Annotated in this window: 22 protein-coding genes; 16 read left to right on the plus strand and 6 right to left on the minus strand. The window is 70.0% G+C overall.

The window, feature by feature from the left end; all coding sequences use genetic code 11:
• Positions 1 to 72 precede the first annotated feature (72 nt).
• A complete protein-coding gene (gene mrf, locus A9X00_RS21870) occupies positions 73 to 1272 on the plus strand; it encodes a ribosome hibernation factor-recruiting GTPase MRF (RefSeq protein WP_067158374.1) in 1200 nt (399 codons plus the stop codon).
• On the plus strand, positions 1269 to 1535 hold the full coding sequence (locus A9X00_RS21875) for a type B 50S ribosomal protein L31 (RefSeq protein ID WP_067158303.1): 267 nt from the start codon (positions 1269 to 1271) through the stop codon (positions 1533 to 1535). The genes mrf and A9X00_RS21875 overlap by 4 nt, the downstream gene beginning before the upstream one ends.
• Here A9X00_RS21875 and A9X00_RS21880 read toward each other — a convergent pair.
• From A9X00_RS21880 to A9X00_RS21895, 4 genes are all read right to left on the minus strand, one after another.
• Complete coding sequence (locus tag A9X00_RS21880; RefSeq protein ID WP_067158305.1) at positions 1508 to 1999, minus strand: Fur family transcriptional regulator; 492 nt, start codon at positions 1997 to 1999, stop codon at positions 1508 to 1510. The two genes, A9X00_RS21875 and A9X00_RS21880, sit on opposite strands and share 28 nt — an antisense overlap.
• Complete coding sequence (locus tag A9X00_RS21885; RefSeq protein ID WP_082975427.1) at positions 1992 to 2852, minus strand: metal ABC transporter permease; 861 nt, start codon at positions 2850 to 2852, stop codon at positions 1992 to 1994. Before A9X00_RS21885 ends, A9X00_RS21880 begins: the two co-directional genes overlap by 8 nt.
• 62 nt (positions 2853 to 2914) lie before the next feature.
• Positions 2915 to 3697 (minus strand): metal ABC transporter ATP-binding protein, encoded by a 783-nt coding sequence (locus A9X00_RS21890; protein ID WP_067158307.1) that lies wholly within the window; start codon positions 3695 to 3697, stop codon positions 2915 to 2917.
• Entirely contained in the window at positions 3690 to 4481 is a 792-nt protein-coding gene (locus tag A9X00_RS21895) for a metal ABC transporter solute-binding protein, Zn/Mn family (protein ID WP_197515232.1), read from the minus strand. Before A9X00_RS21895 ends, A9X00_RS21890 begins: the two co-directional genes overlap by 8 nt.
• 256 nt (positions 4482 to 4737) lie before the next feature.
• Here A9X00_RS21895 and A9X00_RS21900 point away from each other — a divergent pair, with 256 nt between their 5' ends.
• The 13 genes from A9X00_RS21900 to eccE all read left to right on the plus strand — a co-directional run bounded on the left by A9X00_RS21900 (position 4738) and on the right by eccE (position 22062).
• On the plus strand, positions 4738 to 5643 hold the full coding sequence (locus tag A9X00_RS21900) for a class I SAM-dependent methyltransferase (protein ID WP_067158311.1): 906 nt from the start codon (positions 4738 to 4740) through the stop codon (positions 5641 to 5643).
• A 115-nt stretch (positions 5644 to 5758) separates the two neighbouring features.
• A complete protein-coding gene (locus tag A9X00_RS21905; protein WP_067158313.1) occupies positions 5759 to 7270 on the plus strand; it encodes a PPE family protein in 1512 nt (503 codons plus the stop codon).
• A 170-nt stretch (positions 7271 to 7440) separates the two neighbouring features.
• Positions 7441 to 9294: a type VII secretion AAA-ATPase EccA gene (eccA, locus tag A9X00_RS21910; protein WP_067158315.1), complete on the plus strand. Its 1854-nt coding sequence runs from the start codon at positions 7441 to 7443 to the stop codon at positions 9292 to 9294.
• Positions 9291 to 10886: a type VII secretion protein EccB gene (gene eccB / locus A9X00_RS21915; RefSeq protein ID WP_067158316.1), complete on the plus strand. Its 1596-nt coding sequence runs from the start codon at positions 9291 to 9293 to the stop codon at positions 10884 to 10886. The genes eccA and eccB overlap by 4 nt, the downstream gene beginning before the upstream one ends.
• Positions 10883 to 14851, plus strand: a complete 3969-nt coding sequence (gene eccCa, locus A9X00_RS21920) for a type VII secretion protein EccCa (RefSeq protein ID WP_067158319.1) — start codon at positions 10883 to 10885, stop codon at positions 14849 to 14851. Before eccB ends, eccCa begins: the two co-directional genes overlap by 4 nt.
• 2 nt (positions 14852 to 14853) lie before the next feature.
• Positions 14854 to 15162 (plus strand): PE family protein, encoded by a 309-nt coding sequence (locus tag A9X00_RS21925; protein WP_067158321.1) that lies wholly within the window; start codon positions 14854 to 14856, stop codon positions 15160 to 15162.
• A 3-nt stretch (positions 15163 to 15165) separates the two neighbouring features.
• Entirely contained in the window at positions 15166 to 16662 is a 1497-nt protein-coding gene (locus A9X00_RS21930; RefSeq protein WP_067158323.1) for a PPE family protein, read from the plus strand.
• A gap of 51 nt (positions 16663 to 16713) precedes the next feature.
• Positions 16714 to 17007 carry a type VII secretion system protein EsxG gene (gene esxG, locus A9X00_RS21935; RefSeq protein ID WP_067158324.1) on the plus strand — a complete coding sequence of 98 codons (294 nt, stop codon included), beginning with the start codon at positions 16714 to 16716 and terminating at the stop codon, positions 17005 to 17007.
• A 28-nt stretch (positions 17008 to 17035) separates the two neighbouring features.
• The gene (locus A9X00_RS21940) at positions 17036 to 17326 is read left to right on the plus strand and encodes a WXG100 family type VII secretion target (RefSeq protein WP_067158326.1); all 291 of its coding nucleotides are present in this window, start codon (positions 17036 to 17038) and stop codon (positions 17324 to 17326) included.
• A 10-nt stretch (positions 17327 to 17336) separates the two neighbouring features.
• Positions 17337 to 18215 (plus strand): ESX secretion-associated protein EspG, encoded by an 879-nt coding sequence (locus A9X00_RS21945; protein ID WP_067158331.1) that lies wholly within the window; start codon positions 17337 to 17339, stop codon positions 18213 to 18215.
• A 24-nt stretch (positions 18216 to 18239) separates the two neighbouring features.
• The gene (gene eccD / locus A9X00_RS21950; protein ID WP_156772224.1) at positions 18240 to 19694 is read left to right on the plus strand and encodes a type VII secretion integral membrane protein EccD; all 1455 of its coding nucleotides are present in this window, start codon (positions 18240 to 18242) and stop codon (positions 19692 to 19694) included.
• Positions 19691 to 21079 carry a type VII secretion-associated serine protease mycosin gene (mycP, locus tag A9X00_RS21955; protein WP_067158333.1) on the plus strand — a complete coding sequence of 463 codons (1389 nt, stop codon included), beginning with the start codon at positions 19691 to 19693 and terminating at the stop codon, positions 21077 to 21079. Before eccD ends, mycP begins: the two co-directional genes overlap by 4 nt.
• Complete coding sequence (eccE, locus tag A9X00_RS21960; RefSeq protein WP_082975428.1) at positions 21076 to 22062, plus strand: type VII secretion protein EccE; 987 nt, start codon at positions 21076 to 21078, stop codon at positions 22060 to 22062. The genes mycP and eccE overlap by 4 nt, the downstream gene beginning before the upstream one ends.
• On the opposite strand, the gene A9X00_RS21965 is transcribed toward eccE, so the two are convergent.
• Positions 22052 to 23245, minus strand: a complete 1194-nt coding sequence (locus A9X00_RS21965; RefSeq protein ID WP_067158379.1) for a S9 family peptidase — start codon at positions 23243 to 23245, stop codon at positions 22052 to 22054. The two genes, eccE and A9X00_RS21965, sit on opposite strands and share 11 nt — an antisense overlap.
• Positions 23246 to 23347: 102 nt before the next feature.
• Between A9X00_RS21965 and A9X00_RS21970 the strand changes: the two genes are divergently transcribed.
• The gene (locus A9X00_RS21970; protein ID WP_067158335.1) at positions 23348 to 24133 is read left to right on the plus strand and encodes a trans-aconitate 2-methyltransferase; all 786 of its coding nucleotides are present in this window, start codon (positions 23348 to 23350) and stop codon (positions 24131 to 24133) included.
• A 7-nt stretch (positions 24134 to 24140) separates the two neighbouring features.
• On the opposite strand, the gene A9X00_RS21975 is transcribed toward A9X00_RS21970, so the two are convergent.
• Positions 24141 to 25505 carry a sulfatase gene (locus A9X00_RS21975; RefSeq protein WP_067158337.1) on the minus strand — a complete coding sequence of 455 codons (1365 nt, stop codon included), beginning with the start codon at positions 25503 to 25505 and terminating at the stop codon, positions 24141 to 24143.
• Between the last annotated feature and the right edge of the window lie 27 nt (positions 25506 to 25532).

Genomic DNA, 25532 nt, shown 5'->3' on the forward strand with positions numbered 1-25532 from the left:
TTTCGACAAGCCCCGCCGAACACGGTACCGTACGGGTAGCGCTAATGAAAATGATTTTCAAGAAGGGGAATGATGCGGACGCCCGTCATCCTGGTCGCCGGTCAGGCCGGCACCGATCCGGTCGTGGGAGCGCTGCTGCGCGCACCCGGGACGCTGGTCGTGGAGCACCGTTTCGACGGTCATGTGGTGCGCCGGACGACGGCGATGGTGCAGCATCGGGTGTTGACGACGGCCGAGGCCGGGGTCGAACTCGCGCACGGGTGCGTGTCCTGCACCATCCGCAACGACCTGCTGGTGCTCTTGCGTCAACTACACCGGCGCGACGACGTCGCGCGCGTCGTGGTGCACCTGGCGCCGTGGCTGGAACCCGAACCGATCTGCTTTGCCATCAACCATGTTCGGATCCGCGTGGCCCCCGGCTACGTCGACGGGCCGGCGGCCCTGGACGTGTCGATCGCGGCAGTGGTGAGCTGTGTCGATTCGTCGGCGTGGCTGGACGACGCGCTCGGCGACGCCGAACTCGACGACGGGCGCACCCGCGCCCAGGTGGTCGTCGGGCAGGCCGAGTTCGCCGACGTGGTCGTGCTCAACCGACCCGACCCGCAGGTGGCCGGCGCGCTGCGCCGTCTGTCGCCCCGCGCGCGCATTCAGGTGGGACCGGACCACATCGAGCACGCCGTGAACGATCTGCCGCCCGACGCGAGGCGGGGCCGAAGCGATGATCCGCACGGCCCGCTGCTGGCCGGAGAGCCGCCTTTGGATCCCCGCGGCCGAATTACGTTGGTGGAGTTCAATTCCCGTCGCCCCTTTCACCCTCAGCGTCTGCACGCTTGTGTGGACCTGCTGCTCGACGGCGTGATCCGAACCCGCGGACGGCTCTGGCTGGCCAGCCAGCCCCAGCACGCGATGTGGTTGGAATCGGCCGGCGGCGGATTGCGGGTGAGCTCGGCCGGCAAATGGCTTGCCGCCCTAACCCCCGCCGAGCTGGCCGGCATCGACCCCGAGCGACGGGCCTTCGCCGAGCTGAGATGGGACGACCGGCACGGTGACCGGCACACGGCGATGACCGTACTGGTATGCGGGGCCGAGCTTTCCGAGATTCTCGACGGCCTGCACGGCGCGCTGCTCACCGACGAGGAGTACCGCTCCCCGCGGGACTGGGCCCACTACGACGACCCGTTCGGCCACTGGCACGAAGACCCCTGCGCAGCCCTGACGGAGGCCGTCGACGACACGGCTGCCCGGCATACCCAGGACGGAGGCAGCCGATGAAGCCCGGCATCCACCCCGATTACCATCCCGTCGTATTCCAGGACGCCACCACCGGCGCAATGTTTTTGACCCGATCGACCCTCACCAGCGCGCGCACCGTCGAGTGGGAAACGCCGCACGGAGTGCAGACGTACCCGCTTGTCGTCGTCGAAGTCACCTCCGATTCGCACCCGTTCTGGACCGGCGGGCGCCGCATCGTCGACACCGCGGGGCAGGTGGAGAAATTCCACCGCCGCTACGGCAGCGGGCGATCGTCCGTGTGAAGCGGATGCGGTCGGCCGGCTGAGCGCTCGGATTCCGGGGCCGCTCGGCATTGCGGACATGTCCCGTAGAGATCGACGTAATGAGTGACGTCGGTGTAGTGGTGTTGGCGGCTCAGGCGGTCGGTGTGCTCTTCGATCTCGACCGGTATGAATGCCACGGCTTCGCCGCACCGCCGGCAGACCAGATAGTGCCGATGACCCGTCCCGGCGCGCAGACGGTAGAGGATCTCGCCGTCCTCGGCGCGCTGGGTCTCCGCGACGCCGTCGGCGGCAAGTGTGCGCAGAATGCGGTAGACGCTGGTCAGCCCGATCCGCAGCTGCCGGTTCTGGCGTACGTCCAGATAAAGTTGCTGGGCGCTGCGAAAGTTCTCCTGCTCCCGCAATACCTCCAACACGGCCCGTTGCTTGGCCGTAGAACGTCGCCGCCGGGGCTCGGCGGGCGACGTGGGATAGCCGTCAACCATTCGAGATAGCGGGGGTCGGTCTCGGCGACGGGCCTATGGTCGGTGAGCCACCGCCCGATTCATCAATTGCTTGGGCGGCAACACGTCGGCGGCGGTCGCTCGCCCAGACGATCGACCAGACGGCGCAGGCGATCGTCACGATCGGAAAACTCGGTGGCAGGTTGAACATGGCCGAGGCGGCCAAGCCGCACCACACCGCGCTGAGACTGATCACCGTCGAGGTGGCCATGGCCCTGACCGGGCGCGGCGTGAGCATGATCGCAGTGGCGGCGGGAGTGACGACCAGCGCGAACAACAGAAGCGTGCCGACGGCCTGTACGGCCATCGCGACCGTCAGCCCGAGCAGCACCATGAAGACCATCGAAAGCGCGCGCACGGGAACGCCTTTGGCTTCCGCGACAAGAGCGTTTACGGAGCTGAATAGCAGCGGCCGGTAGATAGCGGCGACGCTGAGCGCCAGCACCACCAGCAGGATCCCGAAGCTGATCAACTGAGCGCGGGAGATGGCGAGCAGGTTGCCGAACAAGACATTGGTCACCGTGCTGGAGCTCCTGGTGGCGAGCGAGTTGAAGAACAGACCCAAACCGGTCGCCGCTGCAAGAACCGTTCCGGTGACCACTTCGCGATCGGCGGACCGCTTGCCCAGCGCGCCGATCACCAGAGCCCCGCCGACACAAAAGATGCCGAGGCCGACCACCACGGGCACACCCAGCAGAACCGCGCCGGTGGCGCCGGGAAATCCGATGTGCGCCAAGGCGTGGGCGGCGAACGCGGTCCGTCGCACCACGACAAAGTAGCCGATCAATCCTGCGGCCAGGGCGACGATGGTGCCGCCGATAAGGGCGTTGCCCATGAACGCCGACGTCAGAATCGGCCACCAATTAGGTTGGTAGCCAAGGGCTTCGAGGTGTGAGCTCACAACGTGCTCCTCATGTACAGCTGCCCATGCAGCGTGTGCGCGACTTCGATGGGAGTCCCGTACAAGTGGGTCAGCAGCGCTTCGTCCACGACGTCGTGGATCGGTGCGTAATGCGGATGCCCGTCGAGCAGGTAGATCGCGCTGTCGAGGATGGGCAACAGCGGGTTGAGGTCGTGCGCGACCACGAGGATGGTCACGGCCAGTTCGGTGTGCAGCCGGGCCAGCAGCGCGATGATGTCGCGTTGACTGTGAAGATCCAGCGACGCCAGCGGTTCGTCGAGGATCAGCATCTGGGGGTGTGCCACCAAGGCCGCGGCGAGCGCGATGCGTTGGCGTTGCCCGCCGGAAAGTGTCGACAGCCGGCGCTCGACGATGTCCGTGGCCTCGACGGCGGCCAGAGCCCAATCGACTTGCCGGCGTTGGGCGGCGGTGCTGCGCCCAAACGCCCAGCGGCGCCCGGTGAGTCCGAGCAGCACCACATCGGCGGCGCGGACCGCCTCCCCCGAGCTCTCGGCATAGTGTTGCGGCACATAACCGATGACGTCGTTGGCCTGCCCTGGGCGGTGGCCGAAGACCTCGATCCGTCCGGCGGCAGCCGGGACCAGACCGAGGACCATGTGCAACAGGGTCGTTTTGCCCGACCCGTTAGGCCCGATCACGGCGGCAATGCCACCGGCGGGCACGGTGAAGGTGCCGTGCGACCAGATGAGGCGTCTTCCGCGCACCGCGCTGACGTCGGCGAACACTAGCGCGGGCGCCGTGGCCGCAGACTCAGACACTGAGACCCAGCGCCTTGCCTAAAGCGGCCAGCTGGTTGTACTGCCAGGCCTCAAACGACGTCTGCCCGGGCGGCACGGTCTCGGTGACGTTGACGACGGGTACCCCGGCTCGTTCGGCGGCCGAACGGATCTGCTGCGGGATCGAACCCTCGGTCTGGGTGTTGTAGATCAGGACGTCGACACGTCGCGCGGCGAGCGCCGCGCGGAACGCGTCGATGTCCGCCGGTGACGGATCTGTCCCGTTGGCCGAGGCCCGCCGATAACCTTCCGGGGTCTTGTTGACGAGGCCCAGGGCCTGCGCCTGATAGTCGAAGACCGTCTCCGTGGCCGCGTAGGCCTTGCCTCCCGCCGCGGCTTTGATCTTGCCGATGAGGCCGGTGTATTGCGCGATGGCAGAAGCGAATTCGGTGCGGCGCCGGCCGAAGTAGTCGCCGGCTTGCGGATCGAGCTTGCTCAACTCGGCGCTCACGGCGTCGGCCACGGCGGCCACCGCCGACGGCAGGTACCACAAGTGTGGATTGGCGCCGTCCGGGGTCTTGGTGACGTCGGCGGCGCTCACCACGCGGGCACCGGCGCCGGAGCTGGCGGCCAGCTTGGAGGCCCAGGCGTCGTAACCGTCGCCATTGACGACGACAAGTTTGGCGCCCGAGAAGGACTCCGCGTCCGCCGGCGATGGCTCGTAGTCGTGCGGGTCCACCGACGAGCTGGCCAGCACCGTTTTGACGGTCGCGCACGAGCCGCCAAGTTCGGAAACGATGTCGCCCCATTGATCCACGCTGACCACCACCGAGACCGGCGCGGTCGGGCAGGACGCCGCGGCGGTGCTGCCGGTGGCCGCCGGTGTGCTGGCGGCGCCCGACGGCGATGGGGTTGCGGTCGGGTTCGTCGAACAGGCCGCGATAGTCAGTGTCAGTGCCGCGCCGGCGACCCATGTACGCAGGACGTACGGACGCACGACACTCACAGGGGAAACGATAACCGTTTTCATTAGTGTCGCGCGAGGGGCTGATCGGATTTCTTGGTCGCGTAGTGTCGGTTGGGTGCGTAGCGAAGGTGATACCTGGGACATCACAACGAGTGTCGGTTCGACGGCGCTGTTCGTGGCGACCGCCCGAGCGCTGGAGGCGCAGAAGCCTGACCCGCTGGCCGTCGACCCGTACGCCGAGCTGTTCTGCCGTGCGGTCGGCGGCAACGCGGCCGACGTCTTGGATGGAAAGGATCCCGACCATCCGCTGAAGTCCGAGGACTTCGGCGTGCACTTCGTCAACTTCCAGGGCGCCCGCACCCGGTACTTCGACGAATACTTCCGCCGCGCCGCCGACGCGGGCGTGCGGCAGGTCGTCATCCTGGCCGCCGGGCTCGATTCCCGCGCCTACCGGCTGGACTGGCCGGGTGCCACGACGATCTTCGAGCTGGACCGCCCGCAGGTCCTGGACTTCAAGCGCGAGGTGCTCACCGCGCACCGCGCCCACCCGCGAGCCGAGCGTCGCGAGATCGCCGTCGACCTCCGGGACGACTGGCCGCAGGCCTTGCGGGACGGCGGTTTTGACCCGGCCAAGCCGTCCGCCTGGATCGCCGAGGGCCTGCTGATCTATCTGCCGGCCAGCGCGCAGGAGCAGCTGTTCACCGGCATCGACGGCCTGGCGGCACCCGGCAGCCACGTCGCGGTCGAGGACGGCGCCCCGCTCGCGCCCGATGAGTTCGAGGCCGCGGTCGAGGAAGAGCGCGCCGCCGCCGCCGAGGGCGACCGACGCCTGTTCTTCCAGTTGGTCTACAACGAGCAGCACGCGCCGGCCACCGAGTGGTTCGGCGGGCGCGGCTGGAACGCCGTCGGCACCCCACTCGCCGATTACCTGCGACAGGTCGGGCGGCCGGTGCCCGGCCCGGATACCGAAGCCGGGCCGATGATCGCCCGCAACACCCTGGTCAGCGCGGTCAAGGACTGACCGAAACCGGACGGGAACTTTCCCGCGCCAGTTAGCGACTACTCCTTCGGGCTCACGACGCCGCCCATCAGCCCGGGCGCCGCCAGGTCCAGCCCGATCGTTGAGGAGTCGCAGCATGACCGCGCCCGTGTGGATGGCGTCGCCCCCGGAGATCCATTCCGCCCAGCTGAGCAGCGGTCCCGGACCCGGCGGGCTGCTGGCCGCCGCGGCGGGATGGACCTCGCTGAGCGCGACGTACGCGTCGGTCGCCGACGAACTCACCTCGATCCTGGCCGCGGTCCAGGCCGGGGCGTGGGAGGGGCCCACCGCCGCGCAGTATGCGGCCGCGCACGCGCCGTACCTGGCCTGGCTGATGCGGGCCAGCGCCAACAGCGCCGCGGCGGCGGCCCGGCACGAGACCGCGGCCGCCGCCTACACCGCGGCGTTGGCCGCGATGCCCACCCTGCCGGAACTTGCCGCCAATCACGCGATCCACGCGGTGCTGTTGGCGACGAACTTCTTCGGCATCAACACGATTCCCATCGCGCTGAACGAGGCCGACTACGTCCGGATGTGGATCCAGGCGGCCACCACCATGGCCACGTATCAGACCGTGGCCGGCACGGCGGTGGAGTCGGCGCCGCAGACCGATGCCGCGCCCCAGATCCTGCATGCCGCCGACGACAACAGCGACGGCAGCGACACCGGTGACAGCGGCGACATCGTCGACGACGACTCGGGCGACCCAACGCAGCTGAGTTGGTGGGAAAACCGGTTCCTCGAGATCTTTCAGACACTGGGGCGGGACATCGAGGAATTCCCGGAGAACCCCGCGCAGTCTATTTCGCAGATCGAGTCCGACATTCCCGGACTGATCGCCGACGAGGCCACCCACGTGGGCGAGGTCTTCGAGACGTTCCCGGAGTTGCAGACGGTGATACCGCTTGCCCTCGTCACCTCCGGCGCGACGGTCGGTCTTGGCGGCTTCGCGGGGATGGCCGGGCTGAGCGGATTGGCCGGGATTCAGCCGCCCGCGGTCCCGGCGGCGGCGCCGTTGCCCGAGACGCCCGTCGCGCCCGTGGCGAGCAGCCCGGCCGTGATGAGTGCGTCCGCCCCCGGCACGGCCCCGTCCTCGGTGCCGGCGCCGGCTCCCGCGCCCGCCCCGGTGTCGGTGGCCGCTGCACCGCCGCCCCCACCGCCCGCGGGCGTCGCCGGGGGCGCGTTGCCCTACCTGGTCGGCGGTCCGACTCTCGGCTCCGGCACTCCGATGGGAGCCGGCACGCAGCGCAAGGCGCCCGAACCCGATAGCGCGGCGGCCGCCGCGGCCGCGGGAGCCTCGGCGCGAGAAAAGGAACGGGCGCGCCGGAGGCGGCGGGCGGCGATGAACGACCACCACCGCGGCTACCGGTACGAGTACGTGGACCCGGAGTGGGAGACGGACGAGGAGCCCGGCCCCGACGCGGCCGCCGTTGCGTCCGACCGGGGCGCGGGCCCCCTGGGTCTTGCGGGAACAGGGCGCGCGCAGGCGGCTCCGGCGGCGGGCCTCGCCACGCTGGCGGGCGACGAATTCGGCGGCGGCCCATCGGTGCCGATGATGCCGCGGACTTGGGGGCCCGAAGGTTTTGATAATGAAAACGATTTTCAGTAAGCTCAACGGGTCGATGGTACGTCGCGGCGGAACGCGCTGGTCAGCGGTGGCAGAAGGGATGGCGTAGGCGCGGCTCGGGCGGGGCGGTCGCGCCTCGACAACGAGCTTAGGCAATGCTAACTTCAGGCGGGTTAGGTTAGGGGAAGCTACATAGATGGGAAGTAACAGCCGTGGAACGCGGTGACGCCGGCGTGCTCGCAGCCCGGCCTGCGAATTCTCGTCCAGACGGCAGGGTTGACGCCGATATCGTTAGCCGGTTCGCGACATGTTGTCGCGCCCTCGGGATCGCGGTGTACGAGCGCCAGCGCCCCGCCGACCTGGCCGCGGCCCGCTCCGGTTTCACCGCGCTGACGCGCGTCGCGCACGACCAGTGCGACGCCTGGACCGGACTGGCCGCCGCCGGCGACGTCTCCCTGCGCGTGCTGGAGGCCATTTCGCGCACCGCGGCCACGGCCGGCACGTTGCAGCGCCACGTGGAACTGGAGCCCGGCGCCCTGGGCTTCCGCTACGACACCGGCCTGTACCTCCAGTTCCGCGCCGCCACGCCCGACGATTTCCACCTCGCCTACGCGGCGGCGCTGGCAACCGACGGACGGTTTGCCGACGCGCACCGGATCGTCGCCGGCCTCCTCGAGCGCCGCCCCAGCTGGCGCGAGGCCCGCTGGGTGTCCGTCGTCGTCAACTACCGCGCCGAGCGCTGGTCGGACGTCGTCAAGCTGCTCACCCCGATCGTCAACGACGCCGATCTCGACGAGACCTTCTCGCACGCGGCGAAGGTCACGCTGGGCACCGCGCTGGCCCGCCTGGGCATGTTCGCGCCTGCGCTGTCGTACCTCGAGGAGCCCGACGGCCCCGTCGCGGTGGCGGCAGTGGACGGCGCGCTGGCCAAGGCGCTGGTGCTGCGGGCGCACGTCGACGAGGAGTCGGCGAGCGACGTGCTGCACGACCTGTACGCGGCGCACCCCGACAACGAACAGATCGAACAGGCGCTGTCGGACACCAGCTTTGGGATCGTGACCACGACGGCCGCCCGCATCGAAGCCCGCACCGATCCGTGGGACCCCGCCACCGAGCCCAGCGTCGAGGACTTCGTCGACCCGGCGGCCCACGAGCGCAAGGCGGCGCTCCTGCACGAGGCCGAACGCCAGCTCGCCGAATTCATCGGGCTCGACGAGGTCAAGAACCAGGTGTCGCGGCTGAAGAGCTCGGTGGCCATGGAGCTGGTGCGCAAGCAGCGCGGGCTCACGGTGGCGCAGCGCACGCACCACCTGGTCTTCGCCGGACCACCCGGAACCGGTAAGACCACCATCGCCCGTGTCGTCGCCAAAATCTATTGCGGCCTGGGGCTTTTGAAGCGGGAGAACATCAGGGAGGTGCACCGCGCCGACCTGATCGGCCAGCACATCGGCGAGACCGAGGCCAAGACGAACGCCATCATCGACAGCGCGCTGGACGGGGTGCTGTTCCTCGACGAGGCCTACGCCCTGGTGGCCACCGGCGCCAAGAACGACTTCGGGCTGGTCGCCATCGACACGCTGTTGGCGCGGATGGAAAACGACCGCGACCGGCTGGTCGTCATCATCGCCGGCTACCGCGCCGATCTGGACAAGTTCCTCGACACCAACGAGGGCCTGCGGTCCCGGTTCACCCGCAACATCGACTTTCCCTCCTACACCCCGGGCGAGCTGGTGGAGATCGCGCACAAGATGGCCGAACAACGCGACAGCGTGTTCGAGCCCGCCGCGCTCGAGCACATGGAGGCCTTGTTCTCGAAGCTGGCCAGCGAGTCGACACCCGACGCCAACGGGATCTCGCGGCGCAACCTCGACATCGCCGGCAACGGCCGGTTCGTGCGAAACATCGTCGAACGCTCCGAGGAGGAACGCGAATTCCGGCTCGACCATTCGGAACACGCCGGGACCGGCGAATTCAGTGACGAGGAGCTGATGACGATCACCGACCAGGACGTCGAGAATTCGGTGGAGCCGCTGCTGCGCGGTCTCGGGCTGTCGGTGCCCGCATGACCAATAACGGTGTGCCGGAAGGGGATCGGCGTTCGTTTACCTCACGAACCCCGGTCAACGACAACCCCGACAGGGTCGAATACCGCCGCGGCTTCGTCACGCGCCACCAGGTGACCGGCTGGCGCTTCGTCATGCGCCGGATCGCCTCCGGCATCGCCCTGCACGACACCAGGATGCTCGTCGACCCGCTGCGCACCCAGTCGCGTGCGGTGCTGATGGGTGCGCTCATCCTCATCACCGGGCTGGCGGGCTGCTTCGTGTTCTCGCTGATCCGGCCGAGCGGGTCGGCGGGTAACAACGCGGTGCTTGCCGACCGGTCGACCGCCGCGCTGTACGTGCGGGTGGGTGAGGATCTGCACCCGGTGCTCAACCTGACCTCGGCGCGGCTGATCGTCGGCAAGCCGGTCAACCCGACCACGGTGAAAAGTTCTGAGCTGGACCGGTTTCCGCGCGGCAACCTGATCGGCATTCCGGGCGCGCCGGAGCGAATAGTGCAGAACGCCTCGCACGACGCCGACTGGACGGTGTGCGACGCCGTGAGCGGAACCTCGCACGGCGCCCACAGCACGGGTGTCACGGTGGTCGCCGGCCGCCCCGACAGCGACGGCGCCCGGGCGGGTGCGATCCACGCCAACCAGGGCATCCTGGTTGACTTCCCGAGTGACCGGGGCCCCGGCACCTGGCTGCTCTGGGACGGCAAGCGCAGCCAGATCGACCTGGCCAACCACGCGGTGACCAACGCGCTGGGCCTCGGTGTCGAGGTGCCCGCCGCGCGGCCGATCGCCCAGGGATTGTTCAACGCCATCCCCGAATCGCCCGCGCTCGCGCCGCCGTCGATCCCGAATGCCGGTGCACCCGCGGGCTTTTCGGTGCCGGCCCCGATCGGCGGCGTGATCGTCTCCTACGGGCTGGAGCAGAACGTGCGTTACTACGCGGTGTTGCCCGACGGCCTGCAGCAGATTTCGCCGGTGCTGGCGGCCATCCTGCGCAATTCCAATTCCTATGGCCTGGACCAACCGCCGCGGCTCGGCGCCGACCAGGTGTCCAAGCTGCCGGTGTCGCGGATGCTCGACACGACCCGCTACCCCGAACAGCAGGTCGCCCTCGTCGACGCGGCCAAGGATCCCGTCACCTGTGCCCACTGGAGCAAGCCGGCCGGGGCGGCAACCAGCTCGCTCAGCCTGCTCTCCGGCTCGGTGCTCCCGGCGCCGGAGGGCATACGCACCGTCGACCTGGTCGGTGGTGGCGCCCCGGGCGTCGCGGCCCGCGTCGCCCTCGCGCCGGGCACCGGCTACTTCACGCAGACGGTGGGCGGCGGGTCGGCGGCCCCGGCCGCCGGGTCGTTGTTCTGGGTCTCCGACACCGGGGTGCGCTACGGCATCGACACGGAAACCGGTGACGGCGCGGTCCGAAGCAAAACCGTTGAGGCCCTTGGCCTGAACCCGCCCGCGGTCCCCGTGCCGTGGTCGGTGCTGTCACTGTTCGCGCCGGGTCCGACGCTGTCGCGCGCCGACGACCTGCTGGCCCACGACGGCCTGGCGCCCGACGCCAGGCCTGGGCGCCCCGTTTCGGCGGAGGGGGAGGGCCGATGAGCCGACTGATCTTCGAGGCGCGCCGGCGGCTGGCGCCACCAGCCACCCGCAAGGGCACCATCACCATCGAGGCGCCCCCGGAGCTGCCCCGGGTAATTCCGCCGTCGTTCCTGCGCCGGGCCATGCCCTACGTGCTGGTGCTCCTGATCGTGGGCATGGTGGTGGCGCTGGTCGCCACCGGGATGCGGGTGATCTCCCCGCAGACGTTGTTCTTCCCGTTCGTGCTGCTGCTGGCGGCGACCGCGCTCTACCGCGGCAACGACAACAAGACGCGCACCGAGGAGGTCGACGCCGAGCGGGCCGACTACCTGCGTTACCTGTCGGTGGTCCGGGACAACATCCGGACGCAGGCCGCCCAGCAGCGAGCGGCCGCCGAGTGGTCCCACCCGGACCCGGCCGGCCTCACGGCGGTGCCCGGCTCGCGCCGCCAGTGGGAGCGCGACCCGCACGACCCCGACTTCCTGGTGCTGCGGGCCGGCCGTCACCAGGTGCCCCTGGACACCGCGCTGCGCGTCAACGACACCGCCGACGAGATCGACCTGGAGCCGGTGTCGCACAGCGCATTGCGCAGCCTGCTGGACACCCAGCGCACCGTGCGCGACGTGCCGACCGGGATCGACTTGACGAAGGTCTCCCGTATCACCGTCCTCGGTGAGGTGGACGACGCGCGGGCGGCGTTGCGCGCCTGGATCGCCCAGGCCGTGACGTGGCACGACCCGACCGTGCTCGGTGTCGCGCTGGCCGCGCGCGACCTGGAGGGCCCGGACTGGTCCTGGCTGAAGTGGTTGCCGCACGTCGACATTCCCGGCGAGCTCGACGGCGTCGGCCCAGCCCGCTTCCTGTCGACGGACGCCGACGAGCTCGTCGCGACGCTGGGGCCCGCGCTCGCCGACCGGCCCGCGTTCACGGGTGGGCCCGCGGATGCGTTGCGGCACTTGCTGATTGTCGTCGACGACCCCGACTACGACCTGAACGCCTCGTCGCTGGCGCTGGGCCGGGCGGGTGTCACCGTCGTCCACTATTCGGCCACGCCCCCGCACCGCGAACAGTATTCGGATCCAGAAAAGCCGATCCTGCGGATCGCGCGCGGCGCGATCGAGCGTTGGCAGACCGGCGGCTGGCAACCGTACATCGACAACGCCGATCGACTCGGCGTCGCCCAGGCCGCGCACCTGGCCCGTCAGCTGTCGCGGTGGGACTCCAACCCGACGCACGCCGGGTTGCGCTCCGCCGCCACCCGTGGCGCGACCTTCACCACGCTGCTGGGGATCCCGGACGCGTCGCAGCTGGACGTGCCGACGCTGTGGGCGCCGCGCCGCCGCGACGACGAGTTGCGCGTTCCGATCGGCGTCACCGCGACCGGCGAGCCGCTGATGTTCGACCTCAAGGACGAGGCCGAGGGCGGAATGGGCCCGCACGGCCTGATGATCGGTATGACCGGCTCCGGGAAGTCGCAGACCCTGATGTCGATCCTGTTGTCGCTGTTGACAACCCATTCGGCCGACCGGCTGATCGTCATCTACGCCGACTTCAAGGGCGAGGCGGGGGCCGACAGCTTCCGGAACTTCCCGCAGGTCGTCGCGGTGATCTCGAACATGGCCGAGAAGAAGTCGCTGGCCGACCGGTTCGCCGACACGCTGCGTGGCGAGGTGGCGCGCCGCGAGACGTTGCTCCGCGAGGCCGGTAGGCGGGTCCAGGGCAGCGCGTTCAACTCGGTGACCGAATACGAGAACGCCATCGCGGCAGGGCACGATTTGCCGCCGCTGCCAACGCTGTTCGTCGTCGCCGACGAGTTCACGCTGATGCTGGCCGACCACCCGGAGTACGCGGAGCTGTTCGACTACGTCGCTCGCAAGGGCCGCTCGTTCCGCATCCACATCCTGTTCGCATCCCAGACGCTGGACGTGGGCAAGATCAAGGACATCGACAAGAACACCTCCTACCGAATCGGGTTGAAGGTGGCCAGCCCCAGCGTGTCCCGGCAGATCATCGGTGTCGAGGACGCTTATCACATCGAGTCCGGTAAGGAGCACAAGGGCGTGGGCTTCCTGGTGCCCGCACCCGGCGCCGCCCCGATCAAGTTCCGCAGCACCTACGTCGACGGCATCTATGAGCCGCCGCAGAAGGCCAAGGCCCTTGTGGTGCAGTCGAACCCGGAGCCCAAGCTGTTCCCGGCCGGAATGGTGGAGCCCGATCACGGCACCGTGATATCCACCGGCGAGGACGAGGAATACGCCGGGCCGCCGCGCAAGCTGATCGCGACCATCGGCGAACAGCTGGCGGGCTACGGGCCGCGGGCACCGCGGCTGTGGCTGCCACCGCTGGACGAACCGATCCCGCTGACCGAGGTGCTGGCCCGCGCCGGCGTGCCGCAGGGGCAATGGCGGTGGCCGCTCGGCGAGATCGACAAGCCGTTCGAGATGCGCCGCGACCCGCTGGTGTTCGACGCCGCGTCCTCGGCCGGGAACATGGTGATCCACGGCGGCCCGAAGTCCGGGAAATCGACCGCGCTGCAGACGTTTATCCTGTCGGCGGCCAACCTGCACTCGCCGCGGGAGGTCACGTTCTACTGCCTGGACTACGGCGGCGGCCAGCTGCGGGCGCTGGACGGACTGGCACACGTCGGCAGCGTCGCGTCCGCGCTGGAACCCGAACGCATCCGCCGCACCTTCGGCGAGCTGGAGCAGCTGCTGCTGTCCCGCCAGCAGCGCGAGGCGTTCCGGGAGAAGGACGGCTCCGCCCCCGACGACGGTTACGGCGAGGTGTTCCTGGTCATCGACAACCTCTACGCCTTCGGCCGGGACAACACCGACCAGTTCAACACGCGTAATCCCTTGCTGGCCAAGGTGACCGAGCTGGTGAACGTCGGCCTCGCCTACGGCATCCACGTGGTGATCACCACGCCGAGCTGGCTGGAGGTGCCGCTGGCGATGCGCGACGGTCTCGGGCTGCGCCTCGAGCTGAAGTTGCACGACGCGCGGGACAGCAACGTGCGGGTGGTCGGCGCGCTGCGCCGCCCCGCCGACGCCGTCCCGCACGACCAGCCGGGCCGCGGATTGACCATGGCCGCAGAGCATTTCCTGTTCGCGGCCCCCCAGCTGGACCAGATCGGCGCCATCAACGCCCGCTACCCCGGCGTCTCCGCGCCGCCGGTTCGGTTGCTGCCCACCAACCTCGCGCCCGACGCGCTGGGACCGCTCTACCGCGGCGCCGAGAAGGTTGTCATCGGCCAGCGCGAGGAGGACCTCGCCCCCGTCGTCCTCGACTTCGCCGAGAACCCACTGCTGATGGTGTTCGGTGACAGCAAGTCCGGTAAGACCACGCTGCTGCGCCACGTCATCCGCACCATCCGCGAGCACTCCACCGCCGACCGGGTGGCCTTCACGGTGCTGGATCGGCGGCTGCACCTGGTCGACGAGCCGTTGTTCCCCGACAACGAATACACGGCCAACATCGACCGGGTCGCCCCCGCGATGCTGGGTCTGGCCAACATCATCGAGTCGCGGCGGCCGCCGGCCGGCCTGTCACCCGCGGAGCTGTCCCGCTGGACTTACCAGGGCCACACTCATTACCTGATCGTCGACGACGTCGACCAGATACCGGACACCCCGGCGATGAGCGGCCCGTACATCGGGCAGCGGCCGTGGACCCCGCTGATCGCGCAGCTCTCTCAGGCCGGCGATCTGGGGTTGCGGGTCATCGTCACGGCGCGGGCCACCGGCTCGGCCCACGGCCTGATGACCAGCCCGCTGCTGCGCCGCTTCAACGACCTGCAGGCGACCACGCTGATGCTGTCCGGCAACCCGCAAGACAGCGGCAAGATCCGGGGCCAGCGGTTCGCCCGGCTGCCGGCCGGCCGCGCGGTCCTGTTGGGCGACAGCGACATTCCGACGTACGTGCAATTGGTCAACCCGCTAGTCGGTGAGGCCGCCATGTTTGGTGATACGCAACAGAAGGGGAGTTAGTCATGACGTTGCGAGTGGTTCCCGAAGGGCTGGCCGCGACCAGCGCGGCCGTGGAGGCGCTGACGGCGCGGCTGGCGGCCGCGCACGCGGCGGCGGCCCCCGCGATTACCGCGGTGGTGCCGCCGGCGGCCGATCCGGTGTCGCTGCAGACGGCCGCCGGATTCAGCGCCCAGGGACAGGAGCACGCCGCCATCGCCGCGCAGGGTGTCGAGGAGTTGGGCCGCGCCGGCGTGGGCGTGGGCGAGTCGGGCGCGAGCTATCTCGCCGGTGACGCCGCGGCGGCCGCGACCTATGGGGTGGCGGGCGGCTAGAAAATGACGGCGCCCGTTTGGATGGCTTCGCCGCCGGAAGTGCATTCGGCGTTGCTGAGCACCGGTCCGGGACCGGGGTCGCTGCTTGCGGCCGCCGGCGCCTGGTCGGCGCTCAGCGCCGAATACGCCTCGGCGGCAGCCGAACTCAGCGGGCTGTTGGGGGCGGTACAGGCCGGCGCGTGGCAGGGTCCGAGCGCCGAGCAGTATGTGGCCGCGCACGCCCCGTACCTCGCGTGGCTGCAGCAGGCCAGCGCCGACAGCGCGGGCGTGGCGGCCCAGCACGAGGTCGCCGCGGCGGCCTACACCAGCGCGCTGGCGGCGATGCCGACCCTGGTCGAGCTGGCCGCCAACCACGTCATCCACGGGGTGCTGGTGGCGACGAATTTCTTTGGCATCAACACGATTCCGATCGCGCTCAACGAGGCCGACTACCTGCGGATGTGGGTGCAGGCCGCCACCACGATGGGCGCCTATCAGGCCGTCTCGGGCGGGGCGCTGGCCTCGGCGCCGCGCACCGCGCCGGCCCCCGACATCGTGAATCAGAACGGCACGACCACCCCGGCCGCCCAGTCGGGGTTGTCTCTCAACCCTTCGGATCTGCTGTCTCAGTACACCAATTTCTACGGAAACATGTTCCAGGAGCTCGCCACGTTCTTCCAGGATCCCGTCGGGAACACGGTGAAGATGATCCAGGCGTTCATGACGAATCCTTCTGAGGCACTGGTGCTTTACGGCCCGCTGTTGTTCGCGATCGCCTACCAGGTGTTCTCCTGGGTCGGTGCGAGCATCACCTACCCGTCGCTGCTGCTGAGTCCCTTCCTCGGGCTCGTCCTCCCGGTGGCCCTGCAACCCGCGCTGTCGCTCGCGGCCGCGGCGGCTCCCGCGCTGGCGGCACCGGTGGTGGGGGGCATCGCCGCGACCGCCGTGCCCGTCTCCGCGGTGTGGCCGGTCGCCGGCGTGGCCCCGACGACTGTCGCCGCTCCCGCGGGCGCCCCCGCGTCCGCACCCGCCACATCCGGGGCGCCCGGCGCACCCGCTCCGGCAACCGCCGGAACCTTCGCGTACATAGTGGGTTTCGGTGGCGGACCGGGCAGCGAGTCCGGGCCGACGGTCGGTCCCCACGGACGGGCCAAGGCGCCGGCGGCCACCATCCCGGCGGCCGGCGCGGCGGCACCCATCCGGGCGCAGGCGCGGGCGCGGCGGCGCCGGCGGGCGGCGATGCGGGAATACGGCGACGAGTTCCTGGACATGGATTCCGACATCGGCATCCCGCCCGACTACGCGGATGAAGAGCTGGTGTCGGCGGTGGCGTCCGGGAACGGGGCCGGGACGCTGGGCTTCGCGGGCACCGCGCACAAAGACGCCGCCGTGGGGGCGGCCGGGTTGGCCAAGCTGACGGGCGACGAGTTCGGCGGCGGGCCGCGGGTGCCGATGGTGCCCGGCACCTGGGACCAGGACGGCTCCGGTGAGTCGGGGAGAGGGGGAGACGACGGTTCGTAACGAGACAGTGGGCAACCGAAATCCGAAGAGAGTGAAAGGAAACCAATCACCATGAGCATGTTGGACGCTCACATCCCGCAGCTGGTGGCCTCGCAGTCGGCGTTTTCCGCCAAGGCGGCGCTGATGCGCAGCACGATCAGCCAGGCCGAGCAGGAGGCGGTGTCGGCGCAGGCGTTCCACCAGGGCGAGTCCTCGGCGGCGTTCCAGGCCGCGCACGCCCGTTTCGTGGAGGCCGCGGCCCGGGTCAACACCCTGCTGGACATCGCCCAGGCCAACCTCGGCGACGCCGCGGGCACCTATGTGGCCGCCGACGCCGCCGCCGCTTCCGGTTACACGTCGATTTAAATCCGGGATCTGACCGAAAGGACTTGTGATGTCACAGATCATGTACAACTACCCCGCGATGCTGAGCCACGCCGGGGACATGGCGGGCTACGCCGGCACCCTGCAGGGCCTGGGCGCCGACATCGCCAGCGAGCAGGCCGCGCTGTCCAACGCCTGGCAGGGCGACACCGGTATGACCTACCAGGTGTGGCAGGCCCAGTGGAACCAGGCCATGGAATCGCTGGTGCGCGCCTACCAGGCGATGGCCAGCACCCACGAGGCCAACACCCTGGCCATGTACGCGCGGGACACGGCCGAGGCCGCTAAGTGGGGCGGCTAACCCCGGCCAAATGAGCGAGCCGAACGCCGTCGAGCTGACGGTCGACCACGCGTGGTTCATCGCGGAAACCATTGGGGCGGGCACCTTCCCGTGGGTGCTGGCGATTACCACGCCCTACCGCGACACCGCGGAACGCGCCGAGTTTTTCGAGCGGCAGCGTGCCGAGCTGACCCGGATGGGTCTGGTGACGCACGACGGGCTCGTCAACCCGGCCGTCGCCGGCTGGATCAAGGCCGTCTGCTTCCCGGACCGGTGGCTCGACCTGCGCTTCGTGGGACCCGCCACCGCCACCGGCTCGGGTGAGCTGCTGCGGGGCGTGGTCGCGCAGCGCAGCGGTACGACCGCCAAAACGGTCGTCGCGCTGCGCAGCGCGCAGCTGGTCACCTTCACCGCGATGGACATCGACGACGCGCGGGGGCTGGTGCCGGTGCTCGGCGTCGGGCTGGCCCAGCGGCCGCCGGCGCGATTCGACGAGTTCAGCATGCCGATGCGCGTCGGGGCCCGGGCCGACGAGCGGCTGCGGTCCGGCGCCTCGCTGACGGAAGTCGTTGAATACCTGGGGATCCCGGCATCGGCGCGGCCGGTGGTGGAGTCGGTCTTCTCCGGGCCGCGCAGCTACGTCGAGGTCGTCGCCGGCTGCCGCCGCGACGGGCAACACGCCACCACCGAGGTCGGCATGAGCGTCGTCGACACCGCGGCGGGTCGCGTGCTGGTCAGCCCCTCCCGAGCCTTCGACGGCGAATGGGTCTCCACGTTCGCCCCCGGCACCCCCTTCGCGATCGCCGTCGCGATCGAACACCTGACCGCCCTGCTGCCGGAGGGCCAGTGGTTCCCCGGCCGGCGGCTGTCCCGAGATTTTTCCGCCGAACACCAAACAGCAACGAGATAGAGAAGAGAGAACCATGTCGCAGGAATGGACGCAGCGTCTTTCGAGGGCCGCCAAGTGACGTCCGGCACCGTCATGCCGATCGTCCGCGTCGCCATCCTCGCGGAGAGTCGGCTGACGGAGATGGCCCTGCCCACCGAGTTGCCGCTGCGCGAAATCCTGCCCGCGGTCAAACGTTTGGCGGCCCCGGCCGCTTCGAACGGTGACGCGGACGACAGCCTGGACACCCTCGCGGCGGCCCACCTGAGCCTGGCGCCGATCGGCGGGGCGCCGTTCAGCCTCGACGCCAGCCTGGACACCGTCGGGGTGGTGGACGGTGACCTGCTGGCGCTGCAGCCGGTGCCCGCCGGCCCGGCGGCGCCGGGCATCGTCGAGGATATCGCCGACGCCGCAATGATCTTTTCGACCTCCCGCCTGAGGCCTTGGGGCACAGCGCAAATCCAGCGCGGCGCGCTGGCCGCGGCGATCGCCGTGGCGTTCCTGGCGACCGGCCTGGGTGTCACCTACCGGGTGGCCACCGGCGCGCTGTCCGGACTGGTCGCGGTGAGCGTGATCGCCGCGCTCACCGCGGTCGCGGGCCTGCTGATCACGGCGCGTTCCGCGCGCACCGGAATGGCGCTGTCGGTCGCGGCCCTGGTGCCCATCGCCGCCGCCCTGGCGTTGGCGGTGCCCGGCAGGTTCGGGCCGTCGCAACTGATGCTGGCCGCGGCCGGCGTCACCGCGTGGTCCCTGATCGCCCTGATGGTCCCCGGCCCGGAGCGCGAGCGCATCGTCGGTATCTTCACCGCGACCGCGGTGGTGGGGGCCGCCGTGCTGGTGGCAGCCGGCGCCGAAACGCTCTGGCATTTCCCGATACTGACCATCGGCTGCGGGCTGATCGTGGCGGCCCTGCTGGTCACCATCGAGGCCGCCCAGTTGTCCGCCCTGTGGGCACGCTTCCCGCTGCCGGTCATTCCGGCGCCCGGCGACCCGACTCCGTCGGCGCCGTCGTTGCGTGTGCTCGAGGACCTGCCCCGGCGGGTGCGGATCGGCGACGCGCACCAGAACGGATTCATCGCCGCCGCGGTATTGCTCAGTGTCCTGGGTTCGGTGGCCATCGCGCTGCGCCCAGAGTCGTTGGGGGGCTTGGGCTGGTACGTGGTCGGTGCGACCGCCGCCACGTCCGTGCTGCGCGCCCGGGTCTGGGATTCGGCCGCCTGCAAGGCCTGGCTGCTCTCCCAGCCCTACCTGGTGGCCGGCGTGGTGTTGGTCCTCTACACCGCGACGGGGCGTTACGCCGCCGCGCTGGGTGCGTCGCTGGTGCTGATCGCGCTGGCATTGGTGTGGGCGGTGGTGGCGTTGAACCCGCGCATCGCCTCGCCGGAGAGCTATTCGCTGCCGCTGCGCCGACTGCTGGGATTCCTCGCGGCGGGCCTCGACGCATCGCTGATTCCGGTCCTGGCCTACCTGGTCGGCCTGTTCACGTGGGTCCTCAATCGATGATCCGTTCCGGACTCGCTTGCGTCACAGCCGCTTTGGCGGCTGTGATGTGGGCCTGCCCGCAGGCGTTGGCGATCGATCAGCCGACGGTCGACCCGGGCATGGCACCGCCCAACGGAGCCCCGGGGCCCGGGCAGCCGATGGAGCAGCGGGGCCCCTGCGCGGCGTCCGGTGTCATTCCCAGCAGCGACCCGGCGGTGACGACGCCCAGCCAGGCGATGCTGAATCTGCCCGCGGCATGGCGGTTTTCCCGCGGCGACGGCCAACTGGTGGCGGTCATCGACACCGGGGTGCGGCCGGGCCCGCGCCTGCCCAACGTCGATCCCGGCGGCGACTTCGTCGAGACGACCGACGGCCTGACCGACTGCGACGGGCACGGCACCCTGGTCGCCGGGCTCATCGCCGGCCAGCCCGGTGACGACGGGTTCTCCGGCGTGGCGCCCGCGGCGCGGGTGCTCTCGATCAGGATGACCTCCGCGAAGTTCTCGCCGCGCACGCCGGGCGGAGATCCGCTGCTGGCGCGGGCGTCGCTCGACGTCGCGACCCTGGCGCGGGCCGTCGTGCACGCGGCCGACCTCGGCGCCCGGGTCATCAACATCTCCGCGATCACCTGCCTTCCCGCCGACCGCCCCGTCGACCAGGCCGCGCTGGGCGCGGCGATCCGGTATGCGGCGGTGGACAAGGATGCGGTGATCGTGGCCGCCGCGGGCAACACCGGGGCGACCGGATCGGTCGCGGGCGGGATGTCCTGTGACTCCAACCCGCTCACCGATCTCGGCCGCCCCGACGACCCCCGCAACTGGGCCGGCGTCAAGTCGGTTTCGATCCCGTCGTGGTGGCAGCCCTACGTGCTGTCCGCGGCGTCGCTGACGCCGGACGCGCAGCCGTCGAAATTCACCATGGCCGGGCCGTGGGTCGGCATCGCGGCGCCCGGCGAAAACATCGTGTCGGTGAGCAACCGCGACGGCGGCGGCCTGGCGAACGGCCTGCCCGACGACCACCAGCAGATGGTGGCGCTGAGCGGCACCAGCTACGCGGCGGGCTACGTGTCGGGCGTCGCGGCGCTGGTGCGTAGCAAGTATCCCCAACTGAACGCGACCCAGGTGGTGCGGCGCATCACCGCGACCGCGCACAACGGCGCCCGGGCACCCTCCAACGTCGTCGGCGCCGGCAGCGTGGACCCGGTGGCCGCGCTGACGTGGGACCTGCCCGCCGCCAACCCACCCGGTGTGGCGGCCGCGAAACCGGTTCCCGCCCCGCCGGCACCGCCGCGCGAGGACACCACCCCACGGACCGTGGCGTTCGTCGGAAGCGCCGTGCTGGCCTTGGTGGTGGCCGCCGTCGCCGCGATCGCCGCGATCGTCCGTAAGAAGGAGAGCACCCCGTGAGCCGTTCGATACCGACCCCCGGCGCAGCCCGGATCACGCTGGCGCTGCTGGCCGTGGTGCCCGCGGTGCTGGCGTACCCGTGGCGATCGCCGCGCGACTACTGGGTGCTCGGCATCGCCGCCGCCGTGGTGATCGTGCTGTTCGGCTGGTGGCGCGGGTTGCACTTCACCACGATCCTGCGCCGCCGGATCGCGATCATCCGGCGCAACGGCAAGACCGTGCCCGAATCCGGTTCTGCCACAAAGACGACCGCGCTGCTGCGGCTCGGTCCGCCCCTCGGCGACTCCGACGTGTTGCCGCTGCCGCTGCTCGCCCGGTACCTGGACCGCTACGGCATCCGGGCCGACATGATCCGGATCACCAACCGCGGCAACGCATCCGACACCCTCGAGACTTGGATCGCGATCACCATCTCGGCGGCCGACAACTTGGCGGCGCTGCAGGCGCGGTCGTCGCGGATCCCGCTGCACGAGACGGCCCAGGTGGCCGCCCGGCGGCTGGCTGACCACCTCCGCGAGATCGGCTGGGAAGCCGGCGTCGTCGCGCCGGACGACGCCCCGCGTCTGCTGGCGCCGAACGCGCGCGAGAGCTGGCGGGGAGTCCAGCGCGGCGCCTCGGATTACGTTGCGGCATACCGGGTCCGCGTCGACGACGGGCTGCCCGAAACCCTGGAGGCGATCCGGACGCACCCGGCGCGCGAGACCTGGACCGCGCTGGAGATCGCCGGCGACGGAAACCACCACACCGTCGCGGCCGCGTGCGCGTTTGTGACCGACACGCCCCCGGCGGCCGCGGCCCCGCTGGCCGGGCTGATCCCGCAACGGGGGGATCATTTCCCGGCGCTGGCCGCGTTGGAGCTGCTGTCGACGCGCCGGCTTGACGGGCACAGTGAGGAACCGGCGGGCCTGTTGGCCGAACTGGTCTGCCCCACCCCGGAGGCCGGCGCGCACCGTGCGCCTCTGACCGAAACCGTCAGAACATGACCGCGCGCAGGAATTGGGTCATGCGGCGCAGGTAATCCAGCTGACTGACGTGCAGGACGTGGTTACCCGGAAACCAGTGCAGCGCACAGCGATTCCAGTGTTCCCACAGCTTGACGGCCTGATCCGGCGGTGCCATCCGGTCGCCGAGGCCGGTGATGATCATCCGGCGCTCCTTGGGTACCAGCGGCCGGTAATTCAGCGGTGAGTGGTAGGACAGCCCGGCGATCAGCTCGTCACGGCTGATCTTCGACATCCGCAGTCCAAGGCCCATGAGCTTGTTGGCTGGGAACCATTCGTCGAACATCGTCGCCGGCGTCACGACCGGGCAGTTGGGGATCACCGCCTCGAGCCGGTCGTCCACCGAGGCCACCAGCGCGGAGGTGTAGCCGCCGAGCGATATGCCGGTCAGCGCGATGCGTTCGACGCCGGTGTACCGCAGGTAGTCGATGATGGACCGGAAGTCGTGCACGGCCTGGGCCATCGCCTCGGCGAAACCGGAGAGCCCGCCCGCGAAATAGCCGAAACCGCTGAATGGCGAACATCTTTCGGCCCGCGGGCCGTGAAACGGCAGGGTGTACATCAGGACGTCGTAGCCGGAGCGGAAGTACCACGGCAGCGTGAAGAACCGCCCGTTGGCCAGGTATGACGACCCCATGAAGCCGTGGATGACGCACAGCGTCGGGTGTGGTCCGTCGGCATGCCGCCAGTGCTGCGCGTGCACGACGTTGTTGGATCCAAACGCGCCCCAGCGGGTGCGCATATCCGGGTTGATCGCGCGGAAGCTGCTGGGGAACGAGATGTTGTCGACGGTCCCGTGCGCGATCCACTCCGCAAGCCGATTCGCCGGCCGCGACGACACCCGGGGCAGCACGGTGGGCGCCGGAAACGACTTCGCCGGATCACGCTCGGCGCCGAGCTCGGCGTAGAAGCGCAGGCTGTCACGTTCGCTGCCGAAGCGCACCGAGCTGGCGAGCACCGCCGGCGTGACGGTCGCCGTCAGCACCGACGCGACCGCGGTGCGCAGCGCCAGATCGGACACGGCCGCCGCCTCGACGACGATTCGCTGACGGGGCGACAACGTGGAGCGCGGTGGCAATCCCCCGGCGCCGGCGGGCACGTCGGCGCCGGGAACATCCGGTACGGGAACCGGGGGAGTGACCGGATCCGGGTCGGTCGGTGTCACAAACGCGATGCTATCGCCCACTCGCTCGGCGCCGGGGCGGCATGCGGTAATACGGTTTATCTATCCGCTCGAGCCGCGATGGTGTTGATCAGGAGGACCGACATGTGGGATCCCGACGTCTACCTGGCCTTTGCTGACCATCGCAGCCGCCCGTTCTACGACCTGCTCTCGCGGGTGGGCGCCAAGCAGGCGCGCCGGGTGGTCGACCTGGGCTGTGGACCGGGTCACCTGACGAAGTACCTGGCGCGGCGCTGGCCCGACGCGGTGATCGAGGCGATGGACAGCTCGCCGGAGATGGTCGCCGCGGCCAAGGAACGCGGGATCGACGCTGTCGTCGGCGACTTGCGGGACTGGAAGCCCAAGCCCGACACCGACGTGGTGGTCTGCAACGCGGCCCTGCACTGGGTGCCCGAGCATGCCGATCTGCTGGTGCGGTGGGCCGGCGAGCTGGCGCCGGGCTCGTGGATCGGGGTCCAGATCCCGGGCAACTTCGAAACCCCCTCCCACGCCACGGTGCGGGCGCTGGCCCGCCGTGAGCCCTACGCAAAACTCATGCGCGACATACCATTTCGCGTCGGTGCCGTGGTCCAGCCGCCGATGACCTACACCAACCTGCTGCTGGACGCCGGATGCAACGTCGACGTCTGGGAGAGCACCTACCTGCACCAGCTGACGGGCGAGAACCCGGTGCTGGAATGGATCACCGGAACGGCGCTCGTCCCGGTGCGCGAGCGGCTCGACGACGAGGGCTGGGAACAGTTCCGCCGGGAGCTCATCCCGCTGCTGGACGACGCCTACCCGCCCCGCGCCGACGGCACGACGATCTTCCCGTTCCGCCGGGTGTTCATCGTCGCCGAGGTCGGCGGCGGGCAGCGCGCGGGCGTATAACGCCGGACTACTCCTCGATGCCGCGGTCGACGGCGATCGCCGACCGGCTGGTGGGCTTCATGTGGTGGATCCGCAGATAGGTTTCGGTGTAGCGCACCGCGATGCGCGCGCCGGCGAACTCCGACGGTATGACGTCGCCGGTGCGCTGGCGCCAATCATGCAGGCGCACAGCCAGATCGGCCGCGATCGCGTCGGCGCCCGGGTCGTCACCCGTCAGCAGGTTGTTCGTCTCGGCGGGATCGGTTCGCAGGTCGTAGAGTTCGCGTTCCGGACGAGGGCCGCCGATGAACGGCGCGACCGCGTGGCCCGACGGGCTGTCCTCGATGTCCAACGGCAGGTCGAGCAGCGGGCGCGCCGCGTAGTTCTCGATGTAGCTGTAGTGCTTGGTGCGGATGGCGCGAATGGGGTCGAACGAGTCGTGATACGTCTTCATGGAGTACACCTGTTCGCGGACCGGCTCGGCCTGCGCCTCCGGCGCGAGCAGCGCGCCGGCATGTGAGACACCCTCGACGTCGGGCGGCACCCGCAGGCCCAGCAGGTCCAGCAGCGTCGGCACGAAATCGACACCGCTGAACAGCTCGTCGTACACGTGCGGCGACAACGCGCGGCCGGTGGGGGGACGGACGATCACCCCGATGCCGGTTCCGGCGTCGTACAGCGTGGATTTCGCGCGCGGGAACGCCGGGCCGTGATCGGTGAAGAACACCACCCAGGTGTTGGCGTCCAGCCCGGTTTGGGACAGCGTGTCCAACAGCCGGCCGACGGCGGCGTCGGCGGCGGCGATCGCGCCGTAGAAGTCGGCGACGTCGCCGCGGACCTCGGGGGTGTCGGGCAGGAAGTCTGGGGGGTCGACGTCCGCCGCGTCGGCCGGCTCGTAGCGGTCCCGCGGGTAGGGCCGGTGGGTTTCGAAGAAGCCGGCGGTCAACAGAAACGGTTGGCCCCCGAGGTTTTCGGCGCTGTCCTGCAGCCACTCCTGGGCGCGGTCCACCACGTAGTCGCAATAGGAATTGGACACGTCGAACTCGTCGAAGCCGAGGCGCTTGGGGTAGGACGTCTCGTGTTGCATGCCGAAAAGCGCCGAGTACCAACCGGACTCGGCCAATATCTGTGGCAGCGTCCGCACGCCGCTGCGGTATTCCCAGCCGTGATGGGCGAGGCCGACCAGGCCGTTGCTTTGCGGGTAGCGGCCGGTGAACAGCGACCCGCGCGACGGCGAACACAGCGGCGCCGTGGCGTGGGCCCGGGTGAACAGGATGCCCTCGGCGGCGAGCCGGTCCAGCCGCGGGCTGGATACATCCGGGTGACCATAGGCGCCGAGATACCGCCCCAGGTCGTGCCAGTGCACGATGAGCACGTTTTCTTTAGTTGTCATGTGGCGACTTTGCCCGTCATAGCCTCA

The organism is Mycobacterium sp. 1245805.9, assembly GCF_001672915.1.
Taxonomy (GTDB): domain Bacteria; phylum Actinomycetota; class Actinomycetes; order Mycobacteriales; family Mycobacteriaceae; genus Mycobacterium.

Excerpts from the sequence above, each read along its gene's own strand:
- A9X00_RS21970 (WP_067158335.1), top strand. The coding sequence starts at position 23,348 with ATGTGGGATCCCGACGTCTACCTGGCCTTTGCTGACCATCGCAGCCGC.
- A9X00_RS21940 (WP_067158326.1), top strand. The coding sequence starts at position 17,036 with ATGTCACAGATCATGTACAACTACCCCGCGATGCTGAGCCACGCCGGG.
- eccCa (WP_067158319.1), top strand. The coding sequence starts at position 10,883 with ATGAGCCGACTGATCTTCGAGGCGCGCCGGCGGCTGGCGCCACCAGCC.
- esxG (WP_067158324.1), top strand. The coding sequence starts at position 16,714 with ATGAGCATGTTGGACGCTCACATCCCGCAGCTGGTGGCCTCGCAGTCG.
- mycP (WP_067158333.1), top strand. The coding sequence starts at position 19,691 with ATGATCCGTTCCGGACTCGCTTGCGTCACAGCCGCTTTGGCGGCTGTG.
- eccB (WP_067158316.1), top strand. The coding sequence starts at position 9,291 with ATGACCAATAACGGTGTGCCGGAAGGGGATCGGCGTTCGTTTACCTCA.
- A9X00_RS21945 (WP_067158331.1), top strand. The coding sequence starts at position 17,337 with ATGAGCGAGCCGAACGCCGTCGAGCTGACGGTCGACCACGCGTGGTTC.
- A9X00_RS21875 (WP_067158303.1), top strand. The coding sequence starts at position 1,269 with ATGAAGCCCGGCATCCACCCCGATTACCATCCCGTCGTATTCCAGGAC.
- eccD (WP_156772224.1), top strand. The coding sequence starts at position 18,240 with ATGGACGCAGCGTCTTTCGAGGGCCGCCAAGTGACGTCCGGCACCGTC.
- A9X00_RS21925 (WP_067158321.1), top strand. The coding sequence starts at position 14,854 with ATGACGTTGCGAGTGGTTCCCGAAGGGCTGGCCGCGACCAGCGCGGCC.
- A9X00_RS21905 (WP_067158313.1), top strand. The coding sequence starts at position 5,759 with ATGACCGCGCCCGTGTGGATGGCGTCGCCCCCGGAGATCCATTCCGCC.
- mrf (WP_067158374.1), top strand. The coding sequence starts at position 73 with ATGCGGACGCCCGTCATCCTGGTCGCCGGTCAGGCCGGCACCGATCCG.
- A9X00_RS21930 (WP_067158323.1), top strand. The coding sequence starts at position 15,166 with ATGACGGCGCCCGTTTGGATGGCTTCGCCGCCGGAAGTGCATTCGGCG.
- A9X00_RS21975 (WP_067158337.1), bottom strand. The coding sequence starts at position 25,505 with ATGACAACTAAAGAAAACGTGCTCATCGTGCACTGGCACGACCTGGGG.
- A9X00_RS21880 (WP_067158305.1), bottom strand. The coding sequence starts at position 1,999 with ATGGTTGACGGCTATCCCACGTCGCCCGCCGAGCCCCGGCGGCGACGT.
- A9X00_RS21885 (WP_082975427.1), bottom strand. The coding sequence starts at position 2,852 with ATGGGCAACGCCCTTATCGGCGGCACCATCGTCGCCCTGGCCGCAGGA.